This is a genomic window from Amycolatopsis taiwanensis DSM 45107 (genome assembly GCF_000519205.1).
GTDB lineage: Bacteria > Actinomycetota > Actinomycetes > Mycobacteriales > Pseudonocardiaceae > Amycolatopsis_E > Amycolatopsis_E taiwanensis.
Genome location: NZ_JAFB01000037.1, coordinates 1 through 23,461 on the forward strand (window position 1 = coordinate 1; position 23,461 = coordinate 23,461).

The following is a 23,461-nucleotide window of genomic DNA, read 5'->3' on the forward strand; positions in this document are numbered from 1 at the left end:
CGCCACGGCCCCAACGCCGCCGAGAGCTCCCGGTCCAGCCCCAGCGCCCGCGCGGTATCAGCCAGCAGCACCGCACCCGCGTGAGAAACCACCCCGTTTCCGGCCGCGTCAACAACAGGCATGGGATAGAACCCCGTAGACTCACTCACCAGAAAGGTGCTCCAGATCTCGGAAAAATCGGTCCTCAGCAAACCGGATTCTCCCAGGTCAGAGCACCTTTCTCCCTATCCGACACACCCACACATCGAATTACCGTGAAAGCCCTGGGCTAGGGCGCTGCGGGTTCTCGTCAGGGTCTGTGACCAGCACAGATGCGGCAACGAATGGGGATCGACACGTGAAGGTAAGACCTCCCGCATTCCACGGAATTGACTGGGCAGAAGGGCACCACGACCTTCTCCAGCATTCCGCCGCACCAGACCGCTATGCCGTTCGCCGCGGCCAGGTCATGGATGCGCGTCGCTTCCAGGTAGCCCCCCACTCTGCCGGGCTTGATGTTGATGACACTCGCCGCTCGTCAGGTTGCTGTTCGGCGTCGACGGTCGGTGGCGGCGTGGTGCAGCGCGGCGAGGTGTTCGGGGCGTCGTTCTGGCCCGGTGAGGTGCGCGGCGAGGAATTCCTCGGCCGCGGTGAGATGGTCACGGGCGGTGGTGGAGCTGGTCTGATCGAGTTGGCGGATGTCATATGACTCGCTGACAACGGCCAGCGCCTCTTCCCACCGGCCTTGTTTTCCCAGGATCCTGCCGAGGATGGCCAGTTCAGCGGCGAGTGCGGGTCCGTAGGCGGCGGGGTCGTGCCGGGCGAGCTGTCGGCGGATCCGGATCGCCTGCTCCATCGACGCGGTGGACGTCTCGACGAATCCGAGTTCCGCGGTGACCACGCTGGCAAGGACCCACGCCGCGGCGAGCGCGGGTTCGTGGACGCCCGGCTCGCGGGGCACCAGCCGACGGTAGATCTCGACAGCCTCGAACGCCGGGGCCAACACGATCTCGTGCTTTCCGAGTTGCCGCAGCAGTAACGCCTTGGCGCTCAAGGCAGCAGCGAGGTCGGGATTGTGCCGATCGCGGTTGCGTCGTGCCCGCCGACGGCAGGCCGCGATGGCGACATCCAACGCGGCCGCGGACTTCGCTGACAGTCCTGCTGTCTCCGGTGTCATGCGCAAACGGCTCCACACCTCGGCGAGGAGCGGTTCAGCGGCCAGCAGGTCGGGGCCGGCGATCTGTCGGTAGAGTTGCGAGACTGGGGCGGCCAATCGACGGCGAATCTTCTCGACGGCCGGACGTAGCCCTGCGGCTGCTTCGTCGTCCTCCCCAGGGAGCGCCGCCTCTTTGCTTTGTTCCTTGACGAGGGAAGCGTACTCGGAGAGGCCCTTGGCAATATTTTTCAGTGGACGCCGCTCCCGCCACCCCTCTTCCGCCACCGTGTTAGCGAGAATGCTGGCCGCTGACGTGAGGTAAAAGTCGATGCCTTTGGCACCTTTTCCGTCTTGACGGGAAAAGACCTCGACGCCTTCTGCGGCGGCTGTCAGCGCCTCCTCCCACCGGCCTAGTCTCGCCAGGATCTCGCCCAGATAGATGGTTTCGACCCCAAGGGGGTATTCGTGGTCGGCGGGGTTGTCGCGAGCAAGGCGGCGGCGGATCTCGACAGTCTCGCTGGTTGACGCCAGCGCCTGCTCCCACCGGCCCAGCTCCCGCAGGATCCAGCCGATGTTGCTCAGCACGCCGACGAGTCGTCCCTCGTGTTTGGCGGGGTTGTCCTGGGCGAGGCGGCGGGCGAGCGCGACGGCCTCGGTGGTTGGCGCCAGCGCTTCCTCCCACCGGCCTTGGTCGGGCAGGATCTGGGCAAGTTGTTCCAGCGCGGACAGCAGACCCTCCTCGTGGCCGGGGGCGTTGTCGCGGGCGAGGCGGCGGGCGATCCGGAGGGCCTCGTGGATCGCGTGCAAGGACTCGTCCGGCCTGCCCAGTGAGTTCAGGACACGAGCGAGTCGTTCCAGCGCGGACTGGAGAGCTGTGGTGTGCTCGGCGGGATTGTCGTGGGCAAGCCGGCGGTAGATCTCGACGGATTCGTTGACGTCGCGCAGCGCCTCGTCGAATCGATCCAGCTCGTTCAGGATGACGGCGCGAAAGTCCAGCCACCCGGCGAGATGCGCTTCGTGCTTGGCGGAATGGTCCCGAGCCAACGGGCGGACGAGGTCGACCACCTCGGTCGCAGGTACCAGCGCCTCCGCGGTCCGCTCCAGTCTCATCAACGTCGCCGCCACTCCCCCCGCCAATGTGGCGGCGCCTTCCCGGTACTCGGCGGGGTTCTGCCGCGCCAGCCGGAGGCTGATCTCACGGGCCTCACTCAAGGCGTCCAGGGCCTCCGATAGCTTCGCCGGGTGGGTCCACCGGGAGCCCCGGATGATCAGGTTGGCGCTGGCCGTCATCCAGTCCCCACCAAGCTCTTGCAGGACTTGTGCCGCCGCGAGGAAGGCCAGGGCCTCGGTGAGGTCGGGCTCGAACTCGAGCGGATCGGCTTCGGCGAGCGGGCGGAAGAGCCGCACCGCCTCCCGGAACGTGTCCTCGGCCTTCTCATGCCGGTCGGCGAACACCCGCCGCTTCCCCAGGTCGGCGTGGACGTGGGCGCGCTCGGCGGGGTCTTCGGTGCGGGCCAGGCGGTGCGGGGTGATGCGTTCGGCGAGGTCGGCCGCCGCGATGGCGAGCGCGCCAGATGGGTCGTCCGGCAGGAGCGTGTCCAACGCCTCCAAGGTGGGCATCAGATGGGGCCAGCGGTCGCTGGCGGCGGCCAGAAAGGTGATCGCCCTGGCGGTGTAAGGCGGTGGGCCGCCGTCGGCGGGCGGGGCGAGCAGGAGACCGGGCGCACCATCGGCCCAGGCGGGAGGCGTGGGGCTGGGCATGGGGTGGCCGGGCAGGCAAAGCGCGAGGAAATCCTCGGCGAGCCGGTCCGGATACATCGGTTCCAGGACGGTGCGGGGGTCGGCGGGAGGGTAGCAGCGAGCATGGTCGGCCAGCGCCCGGTCGGCGTCGCCGATGCCCACGGAACCCAGGGCGGCCTTGGCGTCCTGGTAGGCGAGGGGGCCGGTGAGCGTGGCGGTGAACACGACCTGCGCCATCCCCTCGGGGGTGGTATCGAACGCCACGCGCCCTCCTGCGGGGTCCGACCGGGCTTTGCTGGTGCCGTTGTCGTGCAGGGTGTGCCAATGGTGTTGTTCCCGCTCGAGCAGGTAACCGGTCAATCCGGGCAGGTCGTCGGGGGAAGGCAGCTGCGGGGTGGGTCGGGCGTGGCGGTCGACGGCGACCAGGGCCGCCATGTGCACGGCGAGGGTAAGGCCGAACTCGTCACGCGCCAGCCAGTCCGGAAGCGCGATCGCCCCCGCGTCGGGGAGCCGGTAGCGGCGGGCGAAGCCGTCCCGGGCGGCGGTGAACATCCGGGCGCGGGCGTCGCTGGTTGACGGCAGTGGGTCCAGGCTGCGGGCGGTGCACGCGCCGGGCGGCCATCCGTCCTGAGTGAGGGCGTGGCGCAGGGCCGGCCAGGCGTGTCTCGCGCGCGCGAGAAGCAGCACCCGAACCGGCACGTCCTGGTTGAGGATCTTGTTGCTGAACAGCAAGGTCAGGTGCGCCAGGGGCCACCGGTCGGCGTAGTCGATCAGCAACAGCAGGCCGGCCGCCGCCCCGATCCGCAGGTCCTGGCTGGTGGGCTCGCCGCCGTCGACCCGGCCGGACGTGCGTTCGGCGGTGATCACTTTCCAGCCGGCGCGGGCGGCGTTGGCGGCGAGGTGATCGGCCAGTCGGGTCTTGCCCTGGCCTCCTGGGCCGTGCAGCCACCGCGCCGCCCGGCTCGCATGGCTGCCGAGCCACGCGGTCAGCTCGCCGACCTCGGTGGCCCGGCCGGTGAAGGCCACCACCCCGGAATGGGCGTTGAGCAGATGGCTGGGCTGGGCCGGCGGTCCGGCGTCGTCGTCCTCGGGCGCTGTCCCGCTTCGGCCGGCGGTGTCGGCGACCAACCGGTACACCGGCCCCCGGTCGGCGAACACGTGCATGTCGCCGTCGATCTGCCCATACGCGTGGCCCGCTTCGGCGCGGACGATCTGCGTGATCTGGGAGCCTCCAGTGCCACCCGCGCCCGCCCGCGCACTCACGGCTGGTCCAGCGGCGCGCCACCCCGTTCCTCCGCTGCGCCCTCGCCCGACGGCGCAGCGTAGTTGTTGATGGCACCGCCGATCACGCCCTGCGCGGTCGAGTGCGAGCCGTCGGCGACGACGTGCTGCACGATCTTCGGCTCTGGTGGGGCCTGCCGCCGGAGATCGTCCAGGATCGCCTCCAGCTCACGCCGCGCCGCCGGGCTGGCGGCGAGCAGGTCCCGCAACCGCGTCTCCCACATGGCCTCGACCCGCAGCAGGGCGCGGTCGTCACCGCGCTCGCTCGCGGCGGCGAGTTCCGCGGCCGAACGGTCGAGCTCGGCGGCCATCCGCTTTTCAGTCTCGCTCCCGGAGCGCCGCCACAGGGCGGGGATCGCCTTCTTCACCAGTCCGCCAAACCCAGCGGCCAGAGCCTTGACCAGCTCCTTGCCGCCCTCGCTGGCCAACGTCTCGATCAGATCCGACATCACGCCCCCACCCTTATGAACGGACGGTAATCCCCTAACAACCGTCAACGAACACGTTAGCGGAAATCGATGACAACCGAATAAACCAGCGCGCCCGGCCAAGCGGATGGTCACGGCCCGGTCGTCGACGGTGTCGAGGTCGACCGGGTGGCCTCGCGAGAGGGCCGTCCACCCAGCAGGGCCACCGCGATCATGAACTGCGCGACGACATAGATGGCCATGACGATCGCCCATTGATGCCGCAGCAGGTGCACCTCCGACAGGCTCAGGGCGATGAACCCGTCCGAGATCAGGAACAGCGCGCCGCCCGCCGATCGCGCCGGGCCAGGACAATCCGGAGGCGACGGGTGCTGGCCTGACGAGCCCCGATTGGCCCCTTGGCAGGGCGCTTAAGCTTTGCCGTCTCGATCGAGCCGACTACCTGGCGCTGCTTCGGGACCGCTGTACCGGCACCGCGATAGATGCGATCGATGAGGGGGAAGCCGTGGTCAGGAGAGCGGTGGGGACGACGGTCGCGACGTGGACCGTAGCCGAGTTCAGCTCGTCGACCGACGCTGCCACGACCGATTCGCCTATCCGGCGCTTGCCAGCACGGGGGACTGCCGTGGTGTCGCGGTTTTCACTCGGCACCGGCTGGCAGCGTCGTTTGCTGCTTGGTCGTAAATCACCTCGTACTCGGCCGGCACCCCGGTCGCTCGGGAGATTTCTCTGGCGCGTCCTGTGGACTCCCTGCTTGTCTGGCCGATCTTCAAACTCCAGGTATGAGGATACTTACAAACGTAAATTACCCACGGCTACTTTCGGTCAAGTGCCCTCCTGGTGGTTATGGGTCAGCCTTCCAGCGCTGCTTACTGCCAGCCACTGACACGGCTGCGGCCAAGCGGAGGCCGTTGTGACCCCGCGTGCTGGGTGAACATCAGGAGCCCCTGGTGTCGCGGTCTTGCGAGCTGTCTTGAACGGGTTCGTCGGTCCCGAGGGGAACGGAGCGAGTGGCCCCACCTCCTCGAATGGTCAGGCGACCGTTCACCCGGGCCCGGGACGGCCTCTTCTCGCTGGCTGCGCCTGTGCGCGGACCACCTACGGCCCGCCATCGAACACCTGGCAGAGCACGAACAACCCGGCGGGGTGGAACCTGAAGAATCCGGCGGAGACAGACGTGACAGGCCGGAAGTTGGAGGTCCCGCGTCAGCGGCTGAGCGCACGGCTGGCTGCCGGGCCGTCAGGACTGTTGCCCGGTCAGTGCGAGTCGGCGGGAGCGGGCGAGAGCCGGTAGGCGTCCTGGTGGGCGACGACGTATCCGGCGGTGGGGGGTGCGAAGTGGGTGCCCAGGACGAGGGTGTCCGTGCCGGCGAGTGAACCGAGCAGCATACGGCGTGAGGTTTCGGCCTGCCGCGGGTCGATGTCGACGCAGGCGCCGATGGTGGGGTGGGCCAACTGGACAGGGTGGTGGATGCAGTCCCCGGTGATCAGAGCCGTCCGGCCGCGGCTCGTCAGCTCGACGGCGACATGGCCGGGTGTGTGGCCTGGTGTGGGGAGCAGGCGCAGGCCGGGGACGATCTCGGCGCCTTCGTCGGGGACGTTGACGAGGTCGAGCAGCCCTGCCTTCTCCACCGGGATCACGGAGTCGTGGAACATCTGCGCACGCGCTTCGTCCATGTCGTAACCGGCCCAGAACTCCCGCTCGGTGCGGGAGGTCAGATAGCGGGCGCGGGGGAAGGTGGGGACCCACTCGCCGTCCACCTCGCGGGTGTTCCAGCCGACGTGGTCGGCGTGCAGGTGGGTGAGGACCACCAGGTCGACCGAGCCCGGGTGGAAACCGGCGTCGGTCAGGCGCTGGAGAAAGTCAGTGTCCAGGTTGTGCCAGGCCGGGTTGGCTCGTTCCTTGCCGTTGCCGATGCTGGTGTCGACCAGGACGCGCATGCCGCCCAGGACGACGGCGAAGCTGTGGCTGTCGATGTGGAGGACGCCCTCGGCGTCGGCGAAGTGGGGGTGCAGCCAGTCCTGCGCGGCGACGAGATCGGGGGTGGCGCCGGGCAGCAGCCACGGTCCGGTGGCGGGCGGAAGAAGAATTTCGTCGATGCGGTGGACGGTGACGTCGCCCACGGTCCAGGAGGGAGCGGGGGCCGGGGCGGTGGAGGTCGGTGCGGTGCTCATGGCATGGGTTCCTTCGGGGGTCGATATGGGTGGACTCGTACGGCTGGGTGTGTTACGGATCAGGCGCGTTACGGAAGGTCCTTGTGTGCGAGGCGGGCGGTCCTGCGCCTCGGCACTGTGAAGGCCGCGAGGGCCGCGAGCAACGACTTGGCTTTTAATCACCGTAGGCCACGCAAAGAGTTAATGCAATCTCTTAGCTTTTGTGCCCTCGAGGGGCCCCTTGGAAGGTTGTCAAAAGCAATTGCTTAGCCTTAGAGTCGCGTCTATGACCAAGCAGATGGTGCGCCCCGGCGGCCGTAGCGCCCGCGTACAGGCAGCGGTGCACACCGCCGTGCGCGAACTCACGTCGGAGGTGGGGCGGGACGCCCTGACCGTGCCGATGGTCGCCCAGCGTGCGGGCGTGACACCGTCGACGATCTACCGCCGCTGGGGCGACCTGCAGCAGCTGCTGTCGGACGTGGCGGTCGAGCGCCTGAGGCCCGACGCCGCGCCCAAAGATCATGGGAACCTGCGTGACGACCTTTCGGCCTGGGTCGAACAGTTCCACGACGAGATGGCCTCTCCCGCCGGCCGCGCGTACATCCGCGATGCCCTGCTCGGAGACCCGGGCGGCGGCAATGCCGGCCAGTGTTCGGCCTATGCCGCCGAACAGATCGACGCCATCCTCGCCCGCGCGACCAAGCGGAGGGAGGAGGTACCCGAAGTCGAAACGCTCATCGACCACGTCGTTGCCCCCCTGATGTACCGCATCCTGTTCCGTCCCGACGGACTCGACACCGCTTATGCCCGCCGGCTCGTGGCAGCGGTTCTTGACCGCACCGGCCCCTGACGGACGCTCGTGCCGACGGCCCCTGTCACACGGGGTAGGGCCGGCAACAGCGCCGCGACGCCCTGTTCCGCGAAGCCGACCAGGACCTGCAGGCCGGTCCGGAGGCAGTCGGCATGATCGCAGGCGGCAGCGCCCGGTTGATCAGCCCGTAGGCCGCGGCTAGTTCCGCGTCGACGAGTTCGGTTGCAGTCAGCGCGCTAAGCGGGTCGGCTGGTTCCGGTCAGGCTGCCGGGGCGGTCAGGACGGCCTTGGCCGCCAGCCGGAGCTTCCTGATCATCGGATTCGGGTCGCCCTTGCGGCTGACCAGGACGACCTGGCTGGGGGGAGCGCCCTCGATCGGGACGGTGATGAGGTTGGGACGCAGTGAGCTACGCCGGTCGCTGACCGGTAGCACGGCGATCGCCTCACCACTCGCGACGAGTTCGAGCTTGTCCTCGTAGCTCTCGATCGGCGGCACGCCAGCCCCGAGGATCCGGTACGAAGTCCAGTCCGCGGTCTCGAACGCGCACGGCGCCGCCTCTTCGCCGGCCAGTTCTTCCGCGGTCACCGATGCACGGTCGGCCAACGGGTGGCCGCGCGGGACCACGAGCATCCGGGGCTCCTCGTACAGCGGGGTGATGGACACGTCGTCGGCGGCGAGCGGCAGCGGGGCCCGCGCGATCAGGGCGTCGACGCGTTTGTCGGACAGCGCCCCGACGTCGCGGCAGCTCAGGTACCGGGTGGCGATCTCGGCGTCCGGGTAACGGCGGCGCAGTTCCCGTACGGCGGCAGTGATCACCAGGTCTTCCACGTAGCCGATGACGATTCGTTCGGTCTCGGCTTGTTCGCGCACGGCCAGCTCGGCCTGGCGAGCCGACTGCAGCAGGGCTTGGGCCCGGGGGAGGAAGGTCTGGCCGGCCGGAGTGAGCCGGGTGCCCTGGGGTGTTCGGTCCAGCAATCGTGTGCCGAGATATTTCTCGAGCCGTTGGATCTGGCGGCTCAGCGCCGGCTGGGCCACGTGCAAGTCGGCGGCGGCCCGGCCGAAGTGCTGGTGCGCCGCCACCACGGTGAAGTAGCGCACCAGCCGCAGTTCCAGGTCCTGTCCGAGATCGTTCACCCTTCCAGCGTATGCGTCATGCCGTTCCGGAATGACCAGGTTGCCAAACCGGTCTTGGACGGCCATGCCGTCCTGGGCCTTGACTGAAGGAGCAACGTTTCCCCGAGAAAGCGACAGGCGCGATGAAAGCGATCCAGTTCCACGAAGCGGGCGGGCCGGAAGTTCTGCAGTATGACGAGGTGCCGGTTCCCGAGATCGGCCCGGGCGAGGTGCTCGTCCGGGTGCACGCGGCGGGCATCAACCCGCCGGACTGGTACCTGCGTGAGGGGATGAAGGTCATGCCGGCCGAAATGAGGCCGGCGCTGGAGTTCCCCCTGATCCCCGGAACGGACATGTCGGGCGTGGTCCAGGCGGTCGCTCCGGACGTGCAGGGGTTCGCCGTCGGTGACGAGGTATTCGGCATGCTGCGGTTCCCCGGATTCGACGGCCGGACGTACGCCGAGTACGTCGCCGCGCCGGCTTCCGACCTGGCCCACAAGCCAGCCGGCATCGACCACGTGCAGGCGGCCGGTGCGCCGATGGCCGTGCTCACGGCCTGGCAGTACCTGGTCGATCTCGGCCACGCCGTGCCGTCTCCTTTCACAGGCCAGGTGCACCAGCCGGTGCCGATCACGCCGGGGATGACCGTGCTGGTCAACGGGGCAGCCGGTGGAGTGGGCCACTTCGCGGTGCAGCTGGCGAAGTGGAAGGGGGCACACGTCATCGCGGTGGCGTCGGGCCGGCACGAGCAGTTCCTGCGCAAGCTCGGCGCCGATGAGTTCATCGACTACACCACGACGCAGGTCGTGGATGTGGTCAGCGGCGTCGACCTGGTGATCGACACCGTCGGTGGCCCGGACAGCTCACGCTTCCTGACCGTGCTCAAGCGCGGAGGCACCATGCTTCCGGTGTTCTTCGCCCAGTACGACCCGGAAGAGACGGCGCATCTGGGCATCACCGTCTCGAACATTCAGGTGCGTTCCAACGGCCCCCAGCTCGCCGAGATCGGGCGCCTGTTCGACGAGGGCAAGCTCCAGGTCGGGGTGGACAGCACCTACCCGCTGCACGAAGCGGTCAGCGCACACACGCGAGCCGCGCAGGGCCACATCCAAGGCAAGATCGTGCTGACGGTGGTCTCGTGATCGCCGAGCTCCAGCAGGCGGTGGCGAACTACGCCCATGCCTTGGACGAGCTGAACATGCCCCAGCTGGAAGCGGTCCTGACCGAGGACACCACCTGGACCTTCACGATTCCCGGCCAAGGAGTGCTCGGCCCGGTCGCCGGACGCACGGCGGTGCTCGATTTCATCCGTGACGGGCACACGGCCCAGACCGGAAGGGTGCGGCACCACCTGAGCAATGTCGTGGTCGCGACGACGGACGCCGCCACCGCTGAGGTACGGGCCTATCTGCTACAGACGCGGAACACCGGCGAAAGCATCCAGATGGTCTCGACCGGGGTCTACCCGTTCAGCCTGCGACGGTCCGACGGTGGGTGGCGGATCGCCGAGCTCGCCCTGACGCTGGACAACGCCTTTTAGGGCGAGGCCAGGCAGTGCGTCCGGCGGATCATCAAATGCTGCCGACGGTGCCCGGGTGCCGATTGGGCGGGCGAGTGCACGCGGAACATTCGACCTTTCGCCGTGTTTCGGCGGGTAGTTCGGGTGCCGGCAGGTCTTTACGCACTCACGAGGTGGCGAGGGCGCGGTTCATGGTGTCGAACAGTTTTCGTCGTCGACTCCGCTCGGTCACGTCCGAATCGGACGTGACCGCTGACCGTCCACGTCTTTGGTCGTCTCGGCGAGCCAGCGGGTCGAAATGTGCACACCGTCCACCAGGCGGCCGCCGGAGGTAGTGACCGCGGCCAGGCAAAAGCGCACCCACATGTTGAGCTGCACCTCCTTCGACAGCCGCAGGTGCGTGTACAGCAAGTGCGTCAAGCGGCCACTGGATCGAGCCCAAAGCTCGATCTCGAATACCAGCAGGTCACCGTCGTCGCGCGCACGGAAGCACACCTGCCCTGCCTCCAGATGACCACGCAGGGTCACGAGGGTCAACGACGCGTTGTCGCGGTTCGCGATCCTGACGGGGCCGTTCCACGGCCCTGGCATCTCCACCAGCAGTTCATCGCCCACGTCCGGACCGCCGCCGGTGCCGACCTCGCCGACGTGGACGGCGACGACTTCGGAGGGAACGAAGTGCTCGAAGTCGCGGACGACGCGGTCCATGAGCTGACGCGCGTCGAGGTCGGCCTCGGCAATGCACACACGGAAGCGTCGATGGAACATGGGGCCGTAGCCGTCCGACACCAGCAGCACCCGGTCGTCGATAGCGTCGCGGCGCAGCTGCGGCGGACGATCCTCCTCGTCACCGCGGCACTCGGCGCGGTGCAGGGGAGTCGTCTCCCAGATGTAGCGCCACGTTACGAGTCCGGTGCCCAGAAGCCAGCGCCCGACCACGGCGAGCGCCCGGCGAGGTCGCGACATCGGTGCCTCCAGGTCGGCGAACAGGCATAATTGCGTACAACCGGCGATACCCCATAGAGCGACGATGACACCAGCCAATGGAGACGCACATGGTGGTCCGGCTACTGCATCAGGCGGGCGTACGCAGCACTCACCTGCACCTCGCCTCCCTGGCCTCGGTCGGCCTGTGCCTGAGCCTGTGGGTGCGTGCCAAGACGGTCGACCAGGCTCAACGGGGAAACGCTGAGCGTCGGGCGCTCTTCGTCGGCCTGTGGCCGCCGATGATCTGGCTGATCGGCGATGCGCTGAGGGAACGCGAGTGATTCGGGGTGGTGGCTGGGTCTTCGGGCGGCTCGACGCCACGCGGGTCTGGCGGGATCTCGCCACGGCGCACATCAACTACTCAGTCGACGAGGTACGCCGGCCGTCCTGGGACATGGACACCCATCGCACCGGACTCGCAACCGAGCGACCGGGTGCGCCGGAGCCGACCGGTTTCTGGGCACACGCCTGCGGGCTGGTGCGTGACTACGAGTTTTCGCCCCCGGAGATCGTGCAAGCGCTGTACGACCCGGCCGCGCCACTACTCGGCCGGGACATGCTGCTCGAGGCCCGTTTCCACGGGATGCACTTCTACTGCGGCGTCCGCGTCACCGAGGTGGTGGACGAACTCCGGGAGAACGGCGACCGGGTCTGGGGATGGGCGTACGAGACCCTGGAGGGCCACCTGGAGCGTGGCAAGGTCACCTACGAGGTGATCAAGCACCAGGACACGGGCCGGGTGACGTTCCTGGCCTCGGGCTACTCGCAGGGTTCTCCCACGCTGGACCGCCTCACCTTCCTGGGGTGGCGGATATTCGGCCGCCGCATGCAACTGCGCTTCTACCGCAGGTGTGGGGAACGGCTACGAACATTCGTCCAGGGCGGGTGGCGCGGTGACAACGTGCCGCCCCGTTCTTTCCCGCATGTCGAGCACCTGAGGCTCGCCCCCTCTGACGCCAAAATCCGTCGTCTGGACGCGCTGGCGATCCGCCGCATCGCACCCGGCTGAGTGGGCCTCAGTCCGGTCGTGGCCCCCAGTTCACCAATGAGTGACTCAGCATGTCTTCAGACACATCACCGTCCGGGCGCTGAGCGAGGTAACGGGACACGTACCACCGGCCTACGCGGAACACGTCAGGCCCTACGGCCGGGGTCCCGATGCTGGTGGTGGTCGCATTCGGCACTGCCAAGCCGACCCGGTCGAGACGGACGATTGGTGGTCAGCGTGCTGGGTATTCGCCGGGCATGGCGACCGACGCCCGGGGATGTGGTGGGCGACATGGCGGAGTATCTGAGCCGGCTGATCCGCAAGGAGTCGGCGGGCGACGAACCGCAAGCGAGCATGTCCGAGTGAGTAGGAGACCCGATCATGTCCGGTGCCGAAAAGTTGCTGGCCATCTACCTCAATGATCACCTGGCCGGGGCCACCGTTGGTCGCGAACTGGCCCGCCGGGTCGCTAATACCTGGTCAGAACAGCACGGAGAGCAGCTGCGCCGGATCGCGGAGGAGATCGCCGAGGACCGCACGTCGCTTGTCACCATCATGCGACGGCTGGGCGTCCGGTTGGACCCGCTGAAACCCGCCCTGGGTTGGCTGGGCGAGAAGGTCGGTCGGCTCAAGCTCAACGGGCGACTGTTTACCCGATCGCCGCTCAGCCCGGTGCTCGAACTGGAAGCGATGCGGCTGGGCGTCGAGGGCAAGGCGGCAGGCTGGCGCACTCTGCGCAGCCGCGCCGAGCACGACAACCGCCTCAGCACGGCGGAACTGGACGGTCTGATCGCTCGCGCCGCCAAGCAGATCGACACCTTGGAGCGGCTACGGGTGGAGTCGGCCAGCGCACTGATGTGACCACCAGTTCAGTGAGGACGGCTGGTGATCAACGCGGAGGAGGCCGGTATACACGAGGTCGCGCCGAACTCTCCCGCGACGGCGGCCGATCTGTCCACATCAGACAATCCTGATGGCTTTACGCGGCCGTGGAAAATCCGAGGGTTCAGAACAAGGGCCCGAGCCGAGGAAGCCCGGGCTACGCAATTCGGGGACTGCAGTTTGACTGCCCCACCCGGCTGGCCGGACTAGGGTCTGGCCAGCTATAACGTGGCTGTGCGCGGCCATTTTCGCCGCCGGTAACGCCGATTTCAGTGCGGGCGGGCGCCTGGGCAGCAAGAACGGTGAACCCCTGGTCGAGATAGTCATAGACGGTGGACTTGCCGATCGCGTTATCGACGGCCACCTGCTTCGCCCGAGTCCCATCGAGGAACCAGCGCAAGATCAGGACCGCCTGCTTGAACGACGTACGGAACGCGCAGCGAGGCCTGGTGAAGCAGATCAACCGGCTTAAGCAACAGCTCAGTGACTCACGCCTTGCCCCGGAGGATCGTCCAGCGTTGGAGACCGAACTGTCCGAGGCCAGCTGCCTCCTTGACTACAGTGAGCAATTCGTTCCGCGTGGCTGACCGGCAGGATTCACAGGTTAGGATCGGTGTGAGGAAAAAGAGGTAGCTTTGCCGGAACAGGACGTTCGAGACGATCTCTCCGCCGAACAGATCGAGGATGATTATTGGGGAGACTCGCCGCCTGATTCGACCGATCTGATTCGGAAGATCCATTGCTAGACTCGCCAACCTAACCTGGTGCACTCACCACTTGAATACGCACCGAGGTGTTGCTGCTGCACCGACACCGTCCCCACGTGCACGTCGTTGCCGGCCTGGCCGCGGCCATGTGCGCCGGAGCGTTGACTGCGCACGCGGTCGCACTGAAAGCCCGCAAGATCGCCGACAACGAAGCGGGAGGACGGGCACGCCCTTCCGACTGGTCGCTGTCGAGGCGTGTCATTGCTGGTCAGCGGCGGGACTGCGCGGCCACTGGTTCTACAGCGGATAAGATGACTTGTGGTGTGGTGATCTCGTAGAGAGATGATCCGCTGGGGATGCCGAACCGGAGAGGCGGCGAGGGCAATGGACCTGCGGCAGATGGAGGTTGTCGTCGCGGTCGCTGAGGCCGGGGGGTTCACGGCGGCAGCGCAGCGGCTGCACGTGGTGCAGTCCGCGGTGTCGACCACGGTGCGCGCGCTGGAAAAGGAGCTGGGCAGCAAGTTGTTCGAGCGCACCACGCACCGGGTGACACTGACCCAGGCTGGTGAGGCGTTCGTACCGGCCGCACGTACGGCGCTGCGGGCTGCCGAGCAGGCCCGAGCTGCAGTCGATGCCATGCGGGGGGAGCTTCGGGGGCGTGTCACGGTCGGCACGATGCAGGGCGTCTGGGCCGGGCTCCACCGTGCTCTAGCGAGCTTGCGGGCGGAGCACCCGGGTGTGGTGGTCAACCTCCGGCAGGCGGCGGTGGCCGATATTCGGCAGGCGCTGCGTGAGGGCACAGTGGATCTGGCCGTTGTCGCCTTCGATCGTCAGCAGCAACGGGGCTTGGCGACCCGGTTGCTGTCACGCGAGGAGATGGTGTTGGTGGCCTCGCCTGGGCGAGATTTCACCGATGACGTTCTGGTGACGTTCGCGGAAGTCGCCCCTCTGCCGTTCGTGGACTTCACGCCGGGCTGGGCGATCCGTTACGCAGTGGACCGGGCCTTCCGTGCGGCTCTCGTCGAGCGCAGCAACACCTTTGAGGTGAACGACATTGTCGCTGCCTCCGAACTCGTCCGGCACGATCTGGGCGTCTGCATCATGCCGGAGTCGATCGCTGCACGTTTCCCCGATCTGGCTGTGCGTAGGTTCGCCCAGCATGCGCCGAGCTGGAAGGTCATGGTGGTACGGCCCCGCGGCGAAGCGCATCCGGCGGTTGCGGCACTGCTGCGGCACATCACGTGATGCAGTGTCCTTTCTCGGATACGTCCGTGACCGCTGGCAGCTCACAGGGGGCCTGCCGTAGGGCGAGCGCCTGCGTCGTAGGACATCCTGTCCGTCCATGACACCGCACCCGCGCTTCAGCCGGGAGGGGCTTCCTGGCTTGAAGCGCGGGTGCGTCCTGTGGCCGGCACAGTGGCCTGTGGTGGGCCTGGCGGATCAACGCCGTCGGTGTCGGGTCAGCGTGTGGTTCGCGTTTGTGCCCGGCGTTCCGTGGTCCAGTAGAGCAGGGCCAGGACGGGCAGGGCGGCGCCGAGGACGGTGAGGGCGCTCCAGCCTCCTGCGTGGTAGACGATCGAGCCGAGCTGGGAGCCGACGGCACCGCCGAGGAAGAAGATGGCGATGAACGCGCTGTTGAGGCGTGCGCGTGCGTTCGGATCGAGCTGGTAGACGGTGTGCTGGCCGAGGATGAGGGTGGTCTGCACCGCTATGTCGATCAGGATGGCGGCCAGGGCGATCAGGATGATGCTGTGTTGGCCGAAGCCCGCGAGGCCGAAGCCGACCGCGGCGACCACGAAGGCGATACCGGTCACGGGGCGAACAAGCTTGCGGTCGGCCCAGTGACCGGCCAAGGGAGCGATGGCGGCGCCGAGCGCGCCGACGAGGGCGAAGATGCCGACACCCACCGGGGAATAGTTGAAGTAGGGACCGGTCAGGACGAAGGAGACGGTGGTCCAGAAGGCGCTGAAGACGCCGAACATGGCCGCCTGGTAGAGGCCGCGGCGCAGCAGCGCGGGGTGTGTGCGCACCAACTGGGCGGTGGAGCGCAGCACGTGGTGGTACGGGATGGTGGTGGTTGGGGCGTGCTGCGGCAGGGCCGCGCGCAGGGCCACCGCGAGCACGGCCATCAGGACGGCGGAGCCGAGGAAGACGACGCGCCAGCCGGCGAGGTCGGAGACCAGGCTGCTCAGCGTGCGGGAGAGCAGGATGCCGGTGAGCAGGCCGCTCATCACCCGGCCGACGACGCGTCCCCGGGCGTGGTCGGCGGCGAGGCTCGCGGCGAAGGGCACCAGGATCTGGGCGACGACCGAAGTGGCCCCGCTGACCAGTGAGGCGATCAGCAGCATCGGGAAGCTGGTGGCAAGGCCGGCCGCCACTAGGGCGAGGGTCGTGACCGTCAGCAGGGCGGTGACGAGGTTCCGCTTCTCCAGCCGGTCGCCGAGCGGGACTAGGAAGAGCATGCCCGCCACGTAGCCGACCTGCGTGATGGTGATCAGTGCGCCGGCGGTGGCCGTGCTGGTGTGGAAGACGCTGCTCAGTGAGGACAGCAGGGGCTGGGCGTAGTACAGGTTGGCGACGGTCATACCCGAGGCGACGGCCAGGAGCGCGACCAGCCATCCGGGTACGCCGTTTGCGGTGGTCGGCCGGTGTGGGGCCTGGAGCTGAGTGGATGCGGACACGGACACCTTCTCCGGGAGTGAGCCGCGGATGCGGCTCGGGCAGGGACATCGGTCGGCGCCTGAGCAGCGTCCTTGCTACTCAGACTGTCAGTCCAGCGTCTGGCGCACCGCATTACTTCCCATGTTGATGAGATGGCTCGAGATGACGGTTATCTTGATTGCTGATGATCCGGGGCGGGGGCGAGGACGAGATGCCGTGACCGCGCCGTGACTTCAGTCCGCCGTAGCTGCGATGATCAATGGTGCGGACGCCACCCGCGGAACGGCGGAGTCACGATGCGTGCGACGTGCCGGCGCTTCGGCCATCACCGCAGCGACATCGACCTGGTCCTCGCGCAGCGCGAGCCGGTAGCCGGAAGCTGTCCGGACGATGACATCTGCTGCGAGCCTGGTTGACCGCGATCGGCACACTGACTTCGGCGGTGAACTCCGGTTGCGGCTGAGCGACGTCCTCGATCTCGTCGCCTCAACCGCCCGCCAGTTGCTCGGGCTGGACTTCTGCGGGGTGCTGGTGCCCGACGCCGAGGAACGCAACCTGGCGATCGCCGGGTCGAGCGGGCTGTCGGCGACCTATGTGGCCCGGGTCAATTCCGATCGTCCGGTCCGGCTGGAATCAGACGCCCGCAGCGGCGCGCCGTCCAGCCGCGCCTACCGGTCCGGCCGCCCCTTCGCGGTCAGCGACATCTCCCGTGAGCCGGGATTCATCTGGGGCGGTGTCGCGCACGACCAGGACTACCGTTCGATGCTGTCCGTCCCGCTGGTTACCGCGTCCGGCGTGATCGGCACCCTGAACAGCTACCGCTCGGCGGTGCACGAGTTCGATGCCGAGGAGACCAGCTGCCTGCAGCTGCTGGCCGAGCACGCCGCGCTCGCGATCACCTCGGCGCGGCTGGTCGAGGACTTGCGCGAGCAGCACGAGCTGGTGACCCGCTCGGAGCAGATCCACCAGCGGCTGCTGCGGGTGGCGGTCCGCTCCGGCGGAATGCCCGGAATCGCCGCCGCCCTGCACGACCTGCTCCGCACCACGGTGCTGCTGCATGACGCGCGCGGCGAGGTACTGGCCGCGGCCGGCCCGGCGACTGACCGGGCTGAACCTGCGCGACCCGACCGCGGTCCTGGAGGCCCGCTCGGCCCTGATGGTGCTGGACGTAGCGCACGGCTTGCCTCGGCGCGACCCGTGGGCCGACTGATGCGGCGTCCAATTCGTGATGTCCCGCAACAAGACTTGCTACCACCGGTCGCAGCTGTCAGCTTCATTGAGGCGGCAGGTCGAGTTGAAAAACGGTGCGATCGACTGTGGGACCGTCGTAGTCAGTGATGGTCGCAGACGCAGGTTCTCGCTCGCGACGACGAATAATTCCAGGGGCTCCGTTGGACCCGCCCAGGGTGCTTAGCTAAGGGCCACCAGATCATCCGGAGCTGTCGCAACCGGTGGCGCGCGCCACCGGCGTAGCCCAACCCACAGGTATCGGTGCCTCGGGGCGTTGACGAACCGCTTGGGGCGTGGCCGCCTGCTTCCGATGCGACGGCCACGCCCCGGTCATGAGTTACTGGCGGAACAGGTCGCCGGTGGCTTCGCCGATCTGGCGCTTACGGCGGAAGTAGTCGTTGATGATGACCCGGTACAGGTCGGCATCGTCGCGGGCCCAGTTCCGCATGAGTTCGCAGCCGAGGGCGAGTGAGGTAATGGGGTGGGCGCCGGCTTGGACCATGCGGGTGATGGCGGTCTGGTGGGTGACAGGGGAGACGCCGCCGACGGCGTCGATGACGGGGTAGATCTCGTAGCCTTCGGCAAGCATGTCCAGGGTCGGGAACGCCAAACACACCTCGGTCCAGAGGCCGGCCATGATGATCTTCTTGCGGCCGGTGGCTTTGATGGCTGCGCGGAAGTCGGCGTCTTCCCAGGAGTTCACTCCGGTCCGGTCGATCTCGGTGACACCGGGGAGTTCTTTCATCAGCTCGGGGACGGTGGGTTCGTTGACGCCCATCCCGACCGCGACGGTGGTCACCACGGTGGGGACCTGGTAGGCGTGGGCGAGTTTGGCCAGGGTGACGGCGCCGAGGTCGATCTCGGCGCGGCTGGCCGATCCGACGGTGGCGTACTGGCCGGGCTGGAAGTCGATCAAAACGATGGCACTGTTCTGTGGTGTCAGCAGGTGATCGGTCTGCGGGTTACGCACCGGCTCCGGGTCGAGCTTGGGCATCGTCTTCTCCATCGGGGTAGTGGTCGGGGTGAGTCGTCAAGTGTCTGCAGTGCCGTGGACGCAAGTCCGTCAGGGTGTCTTCCTTGCCCAGCTTGATCAGCTGGTCGATCAGCTAGTAGTTTGTCATTCGCTTCGGACGGGGCGGCGGTGATGTCGGTGCGGGGCAGCTTCTCGACTTCCTCTGACCGTCAGCCCTTCTCGTTCTGTGTCGCCTGGCGATGTCAGACGAGCTCTGGGTAGGAGACTGCCGTGTCCTCGCTGTCCTGGTAGGGCGAGCCGCCGGTGACGTTGTCGCCGCGGTTGGCGTTCGGCCGCGGCTGCCGGGCGGGCCGGTCTCCATACTTCGCTTTCACCAGCGACTCGTGCGTCGGGGTTTCGGCGGACTCCGGGTCCTTGCGGGATTCGAGTTCCTTGCGCAGCGCGGGGATGACCTCTTCACCGAGCAGGTCGAGTTGGTTCAGCACTGTCTTCAGCGGCAGGCCGGCGTGGTCCATCAGGAACAGCTGGCGCTGGTAGTCACCGAACGTGTCGTGGAAGGTCAGAGTCTTGTCGATCATCTCTTGCGGGCTGCCGACCGTCAGCGGGGTCATCTGGCTGAAGTCCTCCAGCGACGGGCCGTGACCGTAGACCGGTGCCACGTCGAAGTACGGCCGGAACTCCTTGTATGCATCCTGCGACTTCTTGGCGATGTAGGCCTGCCCGCCGAGGCCGACGATGGCCTGCTTCTGCGTGCCGTGGCCGTAGTGCTCGAACCGCTTCCGGTAGAAGTTGATCAACCGCAGTGAGTGTTCGGTGGGCCAGAAGATGTGGTTGGCGAAGAACCCGTTGCCGTAGAAGGCCGCCTGCTCCGCGATCTCCGGCGTGCGGATCGAACCGTGCCACACGAACGGCGGAACATCGTCCAGCGGGCGCGGGGTCGAGGTGAATCCCTGCAGCGCGGACCGGAACCGGCCCTCCCAGTCGACCACGTCCTCGCGCCAGAGCCGGTGCAGCAGGTTGTAGTTCTCCAGCGCCATGGGTAGTCCTTGGCGGATGTCGGCGCCGAACCACGGGTAGACCGGGGCGGTGTTGCCGCGGCCGACCATCAGATCCATGCGGCCCTTGGCCACGTGTTGGAGCATCGCGTATTCCTCGGCAATCCGGACCGGGTCGTTGGTGGTGATCAGGGTCGTTGAGGTGGTCACGATCAGTCGCTTGGTGGTGGCCGCGATCGCCGCGAGTAAGGTGGTGGGGGAGGAGGAGAAGAACGGCGGATTGTGGTGCTCACCGATCGCGAACACGTCCATCCCGACCTCTTCGGTCTTTTGCGCGATCTTGATGATCGCGTCGATCCGCTCCGCCTCGCTAGGCGTGTCACCGGAGACCGGGTCACGGGTGATGTCGCTGACCGAGAAGATTCCGAACTGCATCGTGACTCCTGTCCACACCGTCGCCGCGGCGACCAGATCCATGCGTTTGCATGTTCTTTAAGGCGTCACAGCGGCGACCTATTCCCGATCCCCCCACACGGAACATCCGAACGAGCGCGTCCCGGTCGGCCTGGCCTACGACGTCCTCGACGTCTGGCAGGGGATGGCGTGACCGGTCATCTGACAGATGACGGGCCCGGGGGCGCTCAGGCAGGATCGATGACGCTTGGCCGGAGATCCAGGCGATGGAACGGCCTGGCAGCCGGCGACCGGGAGCGAATGATGAGTCGGCTGGTCGGGCGCGACGCCGAGTTGGCGTACCTGCGCCGGAGTGTCCGGCAGGAACCAGGGACGCCACGGGCTCTCCTGCTGCTAGGCGAGGAGGGTGTCGGCAAGACCACCCTGCTCCGCGCGGACAAGCCAACCCCGTCCGCCACCTCTGGTTTGACCCCGGGCGAATGGATCAATTCTGAAGGAGAGCACTATGTTCGATGACGCGGCCCGGGTCCAGCCGATCCTGGAACCCGAGGCACAGTCCTTTGTGGAGGCGACGGCGAACCCGCCGTATCTGTTCGACCTCGGCCCGGCCGAGGGCCGCAAAACCGTGGACGAGGTCCAGTCCGGCGAGGTCGCCAAGCCCGACGTGGACGAGGAGTGGGTCACCGTGTCGGGCGGGCCAACGGGCAGCGTCCGGGTCCGGGTCGTCAAACCCGCCGGCACGACAGGCGCCCTGCCGGTGATCCTCTACATTCACGGCGCGGGTTGGGTCTTCGGCAACGCCCACACCCATGACCGCCTGGTGCGCGAGCTCGCCGTCGGCGCGGACGCCGCGGTGGTTTTCCCCGAGTACGCGCTGTCTCCCGAGGCCCGCTACCCGGTGGCCATCGAACAGAACTGGACCGTCGCCCAGTGGATTGTCACCGAGGGCGTCACCAGGGGCCTTGACGCCGCGCGCCTCGCGGTCGCCGGGGACAGCGTCGGGGGCAACATGTCCGCCGCGCTGACCCTCATGGCGAAGGAGCGCGGCGGCGTTCCGCTCGCGTACCAAGTGCTGTTCTACCCGGTCACCGACGCGAGCTTCGACACGCCCTCCTACCACCAGTTCGCCACCGGCTACTTCCTGCGCCGGGACGGCATGCAGTGGTTCTGGGACCAGTACACCACCGATGCGGCGCAGCGCGCCGAGATCACCGCGTCGCCGCTGCGCGCCAACCTCGACCAACTCGCCGACCTGCCCCCGGCGCTGATCATCACCGGCGAGGCCGACGTACTGCGCGACGAGGGCGAGGCGTACGCCAACAAGCTGCGCGCCGCCGGTGTGCCCGTCACCGCGGTGCGTTTCCAGGGCATCATCCACGACTTCGTGATGCTCAACGCCCTTCGGCCCACCCAGGCCGCACAGGGAGCCATCACCCTCGCGGTGCAGACCCTGCGCGACGCGCTGCACCAGGCCTGAACGGAGAACCACCATGTGAGAGACAGCAAGACCCCACGATCGTCCTGGTACACGGCGCATTCACCGAGCCTCCAGCTTTTCCCGGGTGATCCGGAACTGTTCGCCGACGACCTACCGGTGGCCGCGCCCGCGGTCCCCAAGCGCAGCCTGGCGAAGCTGCAGCCAGTCGCGAATAGTGGTTCCTACTAGCCGGGAAACGGCCGGATTCCTGGACTCCTTTACTCGGCTGGCTACACTGGAAGCTGATCTGGGAGAACAAGCTGAAGCACGCCGCTCAGTCGTTCCGCGACTGGGGGCCAAGGGGTCGCAGGTTCAAAGACGGTGGCGAGTACAGGCAAGTCCCCTGATCTCAAGGTGCGAGATCAGGGGCCGTGTTCGGGGCGGTACTGCTAAGTTTCCTCTACTGGTCCTTGTCTCCGAAGATGTCATCCATTGCCGTGGCGGCCTCGATCATCACCGGCCGGATTTGGTGGCGGTAGACCTGCTCGGTGACGGCGGTCCCGCTGTGTCCGCAGAGACGGGAGATGTCCTCGAGCGGCACCTTGGCGTCGGACAGCAGCGACACGAAGCTGTGCCGCATCTCGCGTGGTGTCCAGTCGTCCGGGCGCAACCCGGCGGACTTGATCACCTTGCGGAACTGGCGCCGGACATGGTGCGCGTCCAGCTCGGTCCCGACCTGGGAGGCGAACACGTGGCCGTGTTCCCGCCACTTCTGCCCGGCCGCCCGCTTTGCGGCGCGCTGCCGAATCCGGTGGAGCCGGAGCGCGACCACACACCGCATCGGCATCGCCAGCGTAATCACCGAGTCGATCATTTGCGTGCTGTCCGGTCAGACACCCTGAGCTGCGACAAAAAGGTCCGGGTACGAGGCGGGACCGGCGACCATGCCCACACGTCGATCGGAATCTTCTCGGCAGCCGCGGAACCTGTTGTGTTTCGTCGTCATTTGTGGGTGGATCCCGTGCTGAAGGTGGCGATCCAGCGCTGGGCGAGTTCGGGTGTGAGGGGTCCGGCAAGTTCGGGCGTGGCGACTTCGAAAAGGAACTCGGTGAGCTGGTCCGCGAAGCCGGGTTCCCGGCCGACATCGTCGCGCCCCTCCAGGGACTCGGCCCACAACTGGATGTCTTCGGTGTTGAGGGTTTGGTCGAGATAGCCGCGGAGAACTCGTATCGCGTCTCCACGAGTGAGTGGGACGAGTTCGTCTTCGCTGTCCCAGTTGAACCGGGACAGGGCTGAGGTGGCTGCGCGTACCGGGATGCGAAGTTCGACCAGATCGCAGAGGGCCTGGGTGCGCTGCTCGTGCGGTGTTATCTGGTCGTTCATTGCATCTTGTCCTTGATGTGGGCGATGGAGCCGTCTGGCAGGTGGTGTATTCAGCGTAGGACCCCGGTACGCGGCCGGGCACTTTGCTCTCGAACCGTACGGAGCCATCCTCCAGCCTGGTGATCGTCGGCTGCTCGGCCGCCGCGGGGAGCTTCTTTTGATACCGGTTCAGGTTTGACTCCTGGCTCGGCGTCAGTTCCTCACGGCTGATCGCCCGCCCGTTGCCCGCGTTCGGTGTGCTTGACTCGGCCGTGGAACTCTCGCGAGGCTTGACCGGTTCTACCCGGTCGTCGCCACCAGCGTGGGATGCGAGGTCACCGATTGCCGCTGTCATGGTGCCGATACCCGCGGCCAGGCCAGTGGTCGAGATGGCGATCGCCGGGGCGCCGGCAGCGGCGCCAACTCCGGTGGCACTGAGAACGACACCGGCGAATTCGCCGGTCGCGCTCGCGACAGTAAGCCCGAGCCCGCCGAGCGCGGCAACGACGTCTCCAGGGTGGTGCAGTATGGCGTTGCCGAAGGATGCCAGGTCGTTGACGATGTGCGCGCCCACGTTGGCGCAGAAGTTGCCGAGGTCGTCTAGCCAGTTCGAATCTTCGGGCGCTCCTTCGGTTTCGGACCGTAGGAGCTGGGCCGCGAGGT

General features: G+C 67.4%; 22 protein-coding genes and 2 pseudogenes. 11 read left to right on the forward strand and 13 right to left on the reverse strand.

Translation table 11 applies throughout. The annotated features are described in order from the left end of the window. Window positions 1-397: 397 nt before the first annotated feature. The 6 genes and pseudogenes from A3CU_RS55770 to A3CU_RS0126845 form a co-directional block, all read right to left on the reverse strand. Window positions 398-514: pseudogene (locus tag A3CU_RS55770) on the reverse strand (o-succinylbenzoate synthase); the annotation flags it as partial. A 3-nt stretch (window positions 515-517) separates the two neighbouring features. After that, the gene (locus tag A3CU_RS0126830; RefSeq protein WP_027944907.1) at window positions 518-4,138 is read right to left on the reverse strand and encodes a tetratricopeptide repeat protein; all 3,621 of its coding nucleotides are present in this window, start codon (window positions 4,136-4,138) and stop codon (window positions 518-520) included. Further along, entirely contained in the window at window positions 4,135-4,605 is a 471-nt protein-coding gene (locus tag A3CU_RS46760) for a hypothetical protein (protein ID WP_043842657.1), read from the reverse strand. Before A3CU_RS46760 ends, A3CU_RS0126830 begins: the two co-directional genes overlap by 4 nt. Before the next feature lie 110 nt (window positions 4,606-4,715). Beyond that, window positions 4,716-4,922 (reverse strand): annotated as a pseudogene (locus A3CU_RS51440) (lysoplasmalogenase family protein); the annotation flags it as partial. Between the two features lie 255 nt (window positions 4,923-5,177). Then, complete coding sequence (locus A3CU_RS55775; protein ID WP_156960573.1) at window positions 5,178-5,390, reverse strand: GIY-YIG nuclease family protein; 213 nt, start codon at window positions 5,388-5,390, stop codon at window positions 5,178-5,180. A 451-nt stretch (window positions 5,391-5,841) separates the two neighbouring features. Then, window positions 5,842-6,759 (reverse strand): MBL fold metallo-hydrolase, encoded by a 918-nt coding sequence (locus A3CU_RS0126845; RefSeq protein WP_027944908.1) that lies wholly within the window; start codon window positions 6,757-6,759, stop codon window positions 5,842-5,844. A gap of 265 nt (window positions 6,760-7,024) precedes the next feature. On the opposite strand from A3CU_RS0126845, the gene A3CU_RS0126850 reads away from it, so the two are divergent. After that, window positions 7,025-7,588 carry a TetR/AcrR family transcriptional regulator gene (locus tag A3CU_RS0126850; RefSeq protein WP_245617359.1) on the forward strand — a complete coding sequence of 188 codons (564 nt, stop codon included), beginning with the start codon at window positions 7,025-7,027 and terminating at the stop codon, window positions 7,586-7,588. Window positions 7,589-7,808: 220 nt separating this feature from the next. Here the strand turns inward: A3CU_RS0126850 and A3CU_RS0126855 are convergent, their stop codons facing one another. Then, window positions 7,809-8,684 (reverse strand): LysR family transcriptional regulator, encoded by an 876-nt coding sequence (locus A3CU_RS0126855; RefSeq protein ID WP_027944910.1) that lies wholly within the window; start codon window positions 8,682-8,684, stop codon window positions 7,809-7,811. A 122-nt stretch (window positions 8,685-8,806) separates the two neighbouring features. Between A3CU_RS0126855 and A3CU_RS0126860 the strand changes: the two genes are divergently transcribed. After that, a complete protein-coding gene (locus tag A3CU_RS0126860) occupies window positions 8,807-9,805 on the forward strand; it encodes an NADP-dependent oxidoreductase (protein WP_027944911.1) in 999 nt (332 codons plus the stop codon). Then, window positions 9,802-10,203, forward strand: coding sequence for a nuclear transport factor 2 family protein (locus A3CU_RS0126865; protein ID WP_027944912.1), 402 nt, complete (start codon window positions 9,802-9,804; stop codon window positions 10,201-10,203). The genes A3CU_RS0126860 and A3CU_RS0126865 overlap by 4 nt, the downstream gene beginning before the upstream one ends. A 207-nt stretch (window positions 10,204-10,410) precedes the next feature. On the opposite strand, the gene A3CU_RS0126870 is transcribed toward A3CU_RS0126865, so the two are convergent. Beyond that, window positions 10,411-11,148, reverse strand: coding sequence for a hypothetical protein (locus A3CU_RS0126870; protein WP_027944913.1), 738 nt, complete (start codon window positions 11,146-11,148; stop codon window positions 10,411-10,413). Between the two features lie 89 nt (window positions 11,149-11,237). On the opposite strand from A3CU_RS0126870, the gene A3CU_RS0126875 reads away from it, so the two are divergent. The 6 genes from A3CU_RS0126875 (at window position 11,238) to A3CU_RS0126900 (ending at window position 14,991) form a co-directional block, all read left to right on the forward strand. Continuing rightward, a complete protein-coding gene (locus A3CU_RS0126875) occupies window positions 11,238-11,450 on the forward strand; it encodes a hypothetical protein (RefSeq protein ID WP_027944914.1) in 213 nt (70 codons plus the stop codon). Then, a complete protein-coding gene (locus A3CU_RS0126880) occupies window positions 11,447-12,178 on the forward strand; it encodes a DUF1990 family protein (protein ID WP_027944915.1) in 732 nt (243 codons plus the stop codon). Before A3CU_RS0126875 ends, A3CU_RS0126880 begins: the two co-directional genes overlap by 4 nt. 207 nt (window positions 12,179-12,385) lie before the next feature. Next, window positions 12,386-12,523, forward strand: coding sequence for a hypothetical protein (locus A3CU_RS52765; protein WP_156960568.1), 138 nt, complete (start codon window positions 12,386-12,388; stop codon window positions 12,521-12,523). 15 nt (window positions 12,524-12,538) lie between these two features. Next, entirely contained in the window at window positions 12,539-13,018 is a 480-nt protein-coding gene (locus A3CU_RS0126890) for a hypothetical protein (protein ID WP_027944916.1), read from the forward strand. A 353-nt stretch (window positions 13,019-13,371) separates the two neighbouring features. Beyond that, on the forward strand, window positions 13,372-13,626 hold the full coding sequence (locus A3CU_RS55780; RefSeq protein WP_084143816.1) for a polymorphic toxin type 28 domain-containing protein: 255 nt from the start codon (window positions 13,372-13,374) through the stop codon (window positions 13,624-13,626). Window positions 13,627-14,130: 504 nt separating this feature from the next. Continuing rightward, window positions 14,131-14,991, forward strand: a complete 861-nt coding sequence (locus A3CU_RS0126900) for a LysR family transcriptional regulator (RefSeq protein ID WP_027944918.1) — start codon at window positions 14,131-14,133, stop codon at window positions 14,989-14,991. A gap of 215 nt (window positions 14,992-15,206) precedes the next feature. Here the strand turns inward: A3CU_RS0126900 and A3CU_RS0126905 are convergent, their stop codons facing one another. After that, window positions 15,207-16,427, reverse strand: a complete 1,221-nt coding sequence (locus A3CU_RS0126905) for an MFS transporter (RefSeq protein WP_052372231.1) — start codon at window positions 16,425-16,427, stop codon at window positions 15,207-15,209. Window positions 16,428-16,797: 370 nt separating this feature from the next. Between A3CU_RS0126905 and A3CU_RS46765 the strand changes: the two genes are divergently transcribed. Beyond that, complete coding sequence (locus A3CU_RS46765; RefSeq protein ID WP_245617363.1) at window positions 16,798-17,745, forward strand: GAF domain-containing protein; 948 nt, start codon at window positions 16,798-16,800, stop codon at window positions 17,743-17,745. A 229-nt stretch (window positions 17,746-17,974) separates the two neighbouring features. Here A3CU_RS46765 and A3CU_RS0126915 read toward each other — a convergent pair whose 3' ends face one another. Then, window positions 17,975-18,631 (reverse strand): isochorismatase family protein, encoded by a 657-nt coding sequence (locus A3CU_RS0126915; RefSeq protein WP_027944920.1) that lies wholly within the window; start codon window positions 18,629-18,631, stop codon window positions 17,975-17,977. 221 nt (window positions 18,632-18,852) lie between these two features. Next, a complete protein-coding gene (locus A3CU_RS0126920) occupies window positions 18,853-20,040 on the reverse strand; it encodes a CE1758 family FMN-dependent luciferase-like monooxygenase (protein WP_027944921.1) in 1,188 nt (395 codons plus the stop codon). Between the two features lie 484 nt (window positions 20,041-20,524). Between A3CU_RS0126920 and A3CU_RS0126925 the strand changes: the two genes are divergently transcribed. Beyond that, complete coding sequence (locus A3CU_RS0126925; RefSeq protein WP_027944922.1) at window positions 20,525-21,496, forward strand: alpha/beta hydrolase; 972 nt, start codon at window positions 20,525-20,527, stop codon at window positions 21,494-21,496. A 400-nt stretch (window positions 21,497-21,896) separates the two neighbouring features. Here A3CU_RS0126925 and A3CU_RS0126935 read toward each other — a convergent pair whose 3' ends face one another. Further along, window positions 21,897-22,310 carry a tyrosine-type recombinase/integrase gene (locus tag A3CU_RS0126935; RefSeq protein WP_084143820.1) on the reverse strand — a complete coding sequence of 138 codons (414 nt, stop codon included), beginning with the start codon at window positions 22,308-22,310 and terminating at the stop codon, window positions 21,897-21,899. 128 nt (window positions 22,311-22,438) lie between these two features. Then, window positions 22,439-22,819 carry a hypothetical protein gene (locus A3CU_RS0126940; protein WP_027944924.1) on the reverse strand — a complete coding sequence of 127 codons (381 nt, stop codon included), beginning with the start codon at window positions 22,817-22,819 and terminating at the stop codon, window positions 22,439-22,441. Between the last annotated feature and the right edge of the window lie 642 nt (window positions 22,820-23,461).

Excerpts from the sequence above, each read along its gene's own strand:
- A3CU_RS0126920 (WP_027944921.1), bottom strand. The coding sequence starts at position 20,040 with ATGCAGTTCGGAATCTTCTCGGTCAGCGACATCACCCGTGACCCGGTC.
- A3CU_RS0126940 (WP_027944924.1), bottom strand. The coding sequence starts at position 22,819 with ATGAACGACCAGATAACACCGCACGAGCAGCGCACCCAGGCCCTCTGC.
- A3CU_RS0126890 (WP_027944916.1), top strand. The coding sequence starts at position 12,539 with ATGTCCGGTGCCGAAAAGTTGCTGGCCATCTACCTCAATGATCACCTG.
- A3CU_RS0126915 (WP_027944920.1), bottom strand. The coding sequence starts at position 18,631 with ATGCCCAAGCTCGACCCGGAGCCGGTGCGTAACCCGCAGACCGATCAC.
- A3CU_RS0126870 (WP_027944913.1), bottom strand. The coding sequence starts at position 11,148 with ATGTCGCGACCTCGCCGGGCGCTCGCCGTGGTCGGGCGCTGGCTTCTG.
- A3CU_RS0126850 (WP_245617359.1), top strand. The coding sequence starts at position 7,025 with ATGACCAAGCAGATGGTGCGCCCCGGCGGCCGTAGCGCCCGCGTACAG.
- A3CU_RS0126935 (WP_084143820.1), bottom strand. The coding sequence starts at position 22,310 with ATGATCGACTCGGTGATTACGCTGGCGATGCCGATGCGGTGTGTGGTC.
- A3CU_RS0126900 (WP_027944918.1), top strand. The coding sequence starts at position 14,131 with ATGGACCTGCGGCAGATGGAGGTTGTCGTCGCGGTCGCTGAGGCCGGG.
- A3CU_RS0126925 (WP_027944922.1), top strand. The coding sequence starts at position 20,525 with ATGTTCGATGACGCGGCCCGGGTCCAGCCGATCCTGGAACCCGAGGCA.
- A3CU_RS46760 (WP_043842657.1), bottom strand. The coding sequence starts at position 4,605 with ATGTCGGATCTGATCGAGACGTTGGCCAGCGAGGGCGGCAAGGAGCTG.
- A3CU_RS46765 (WP_245617363.1), top strand. The coding sequence starts at position 16,798 with ATGACATCTGCTGCGAGCCTGGTTGACCGCGATCGGCACACTGACTTC.
- A3CU_RS0126845 (WP_027944908.1), bottom strand. The coding sequence starts at position 6,759 with ATGAGCACCGCACCGACCTCCACCGCCCCGGCCCCCGCTCCCTCCTGG.
- A3CU_RS0126875 (WP_027944914.1), top strand. The coding sequence starts at position 11,238 with ATGGTGGTCCGGCTACTGCATCAGGCGGGCGTACGCAGCACTCACCTG.
- A3CU_RS0126860 (WP_027944911.1), top strand. The coding sequence starts at position 8,807 with ATGAAAGCGATCCAGTTCCACGAAGCGGGCGGGCCGGAAGTTCTGCAG.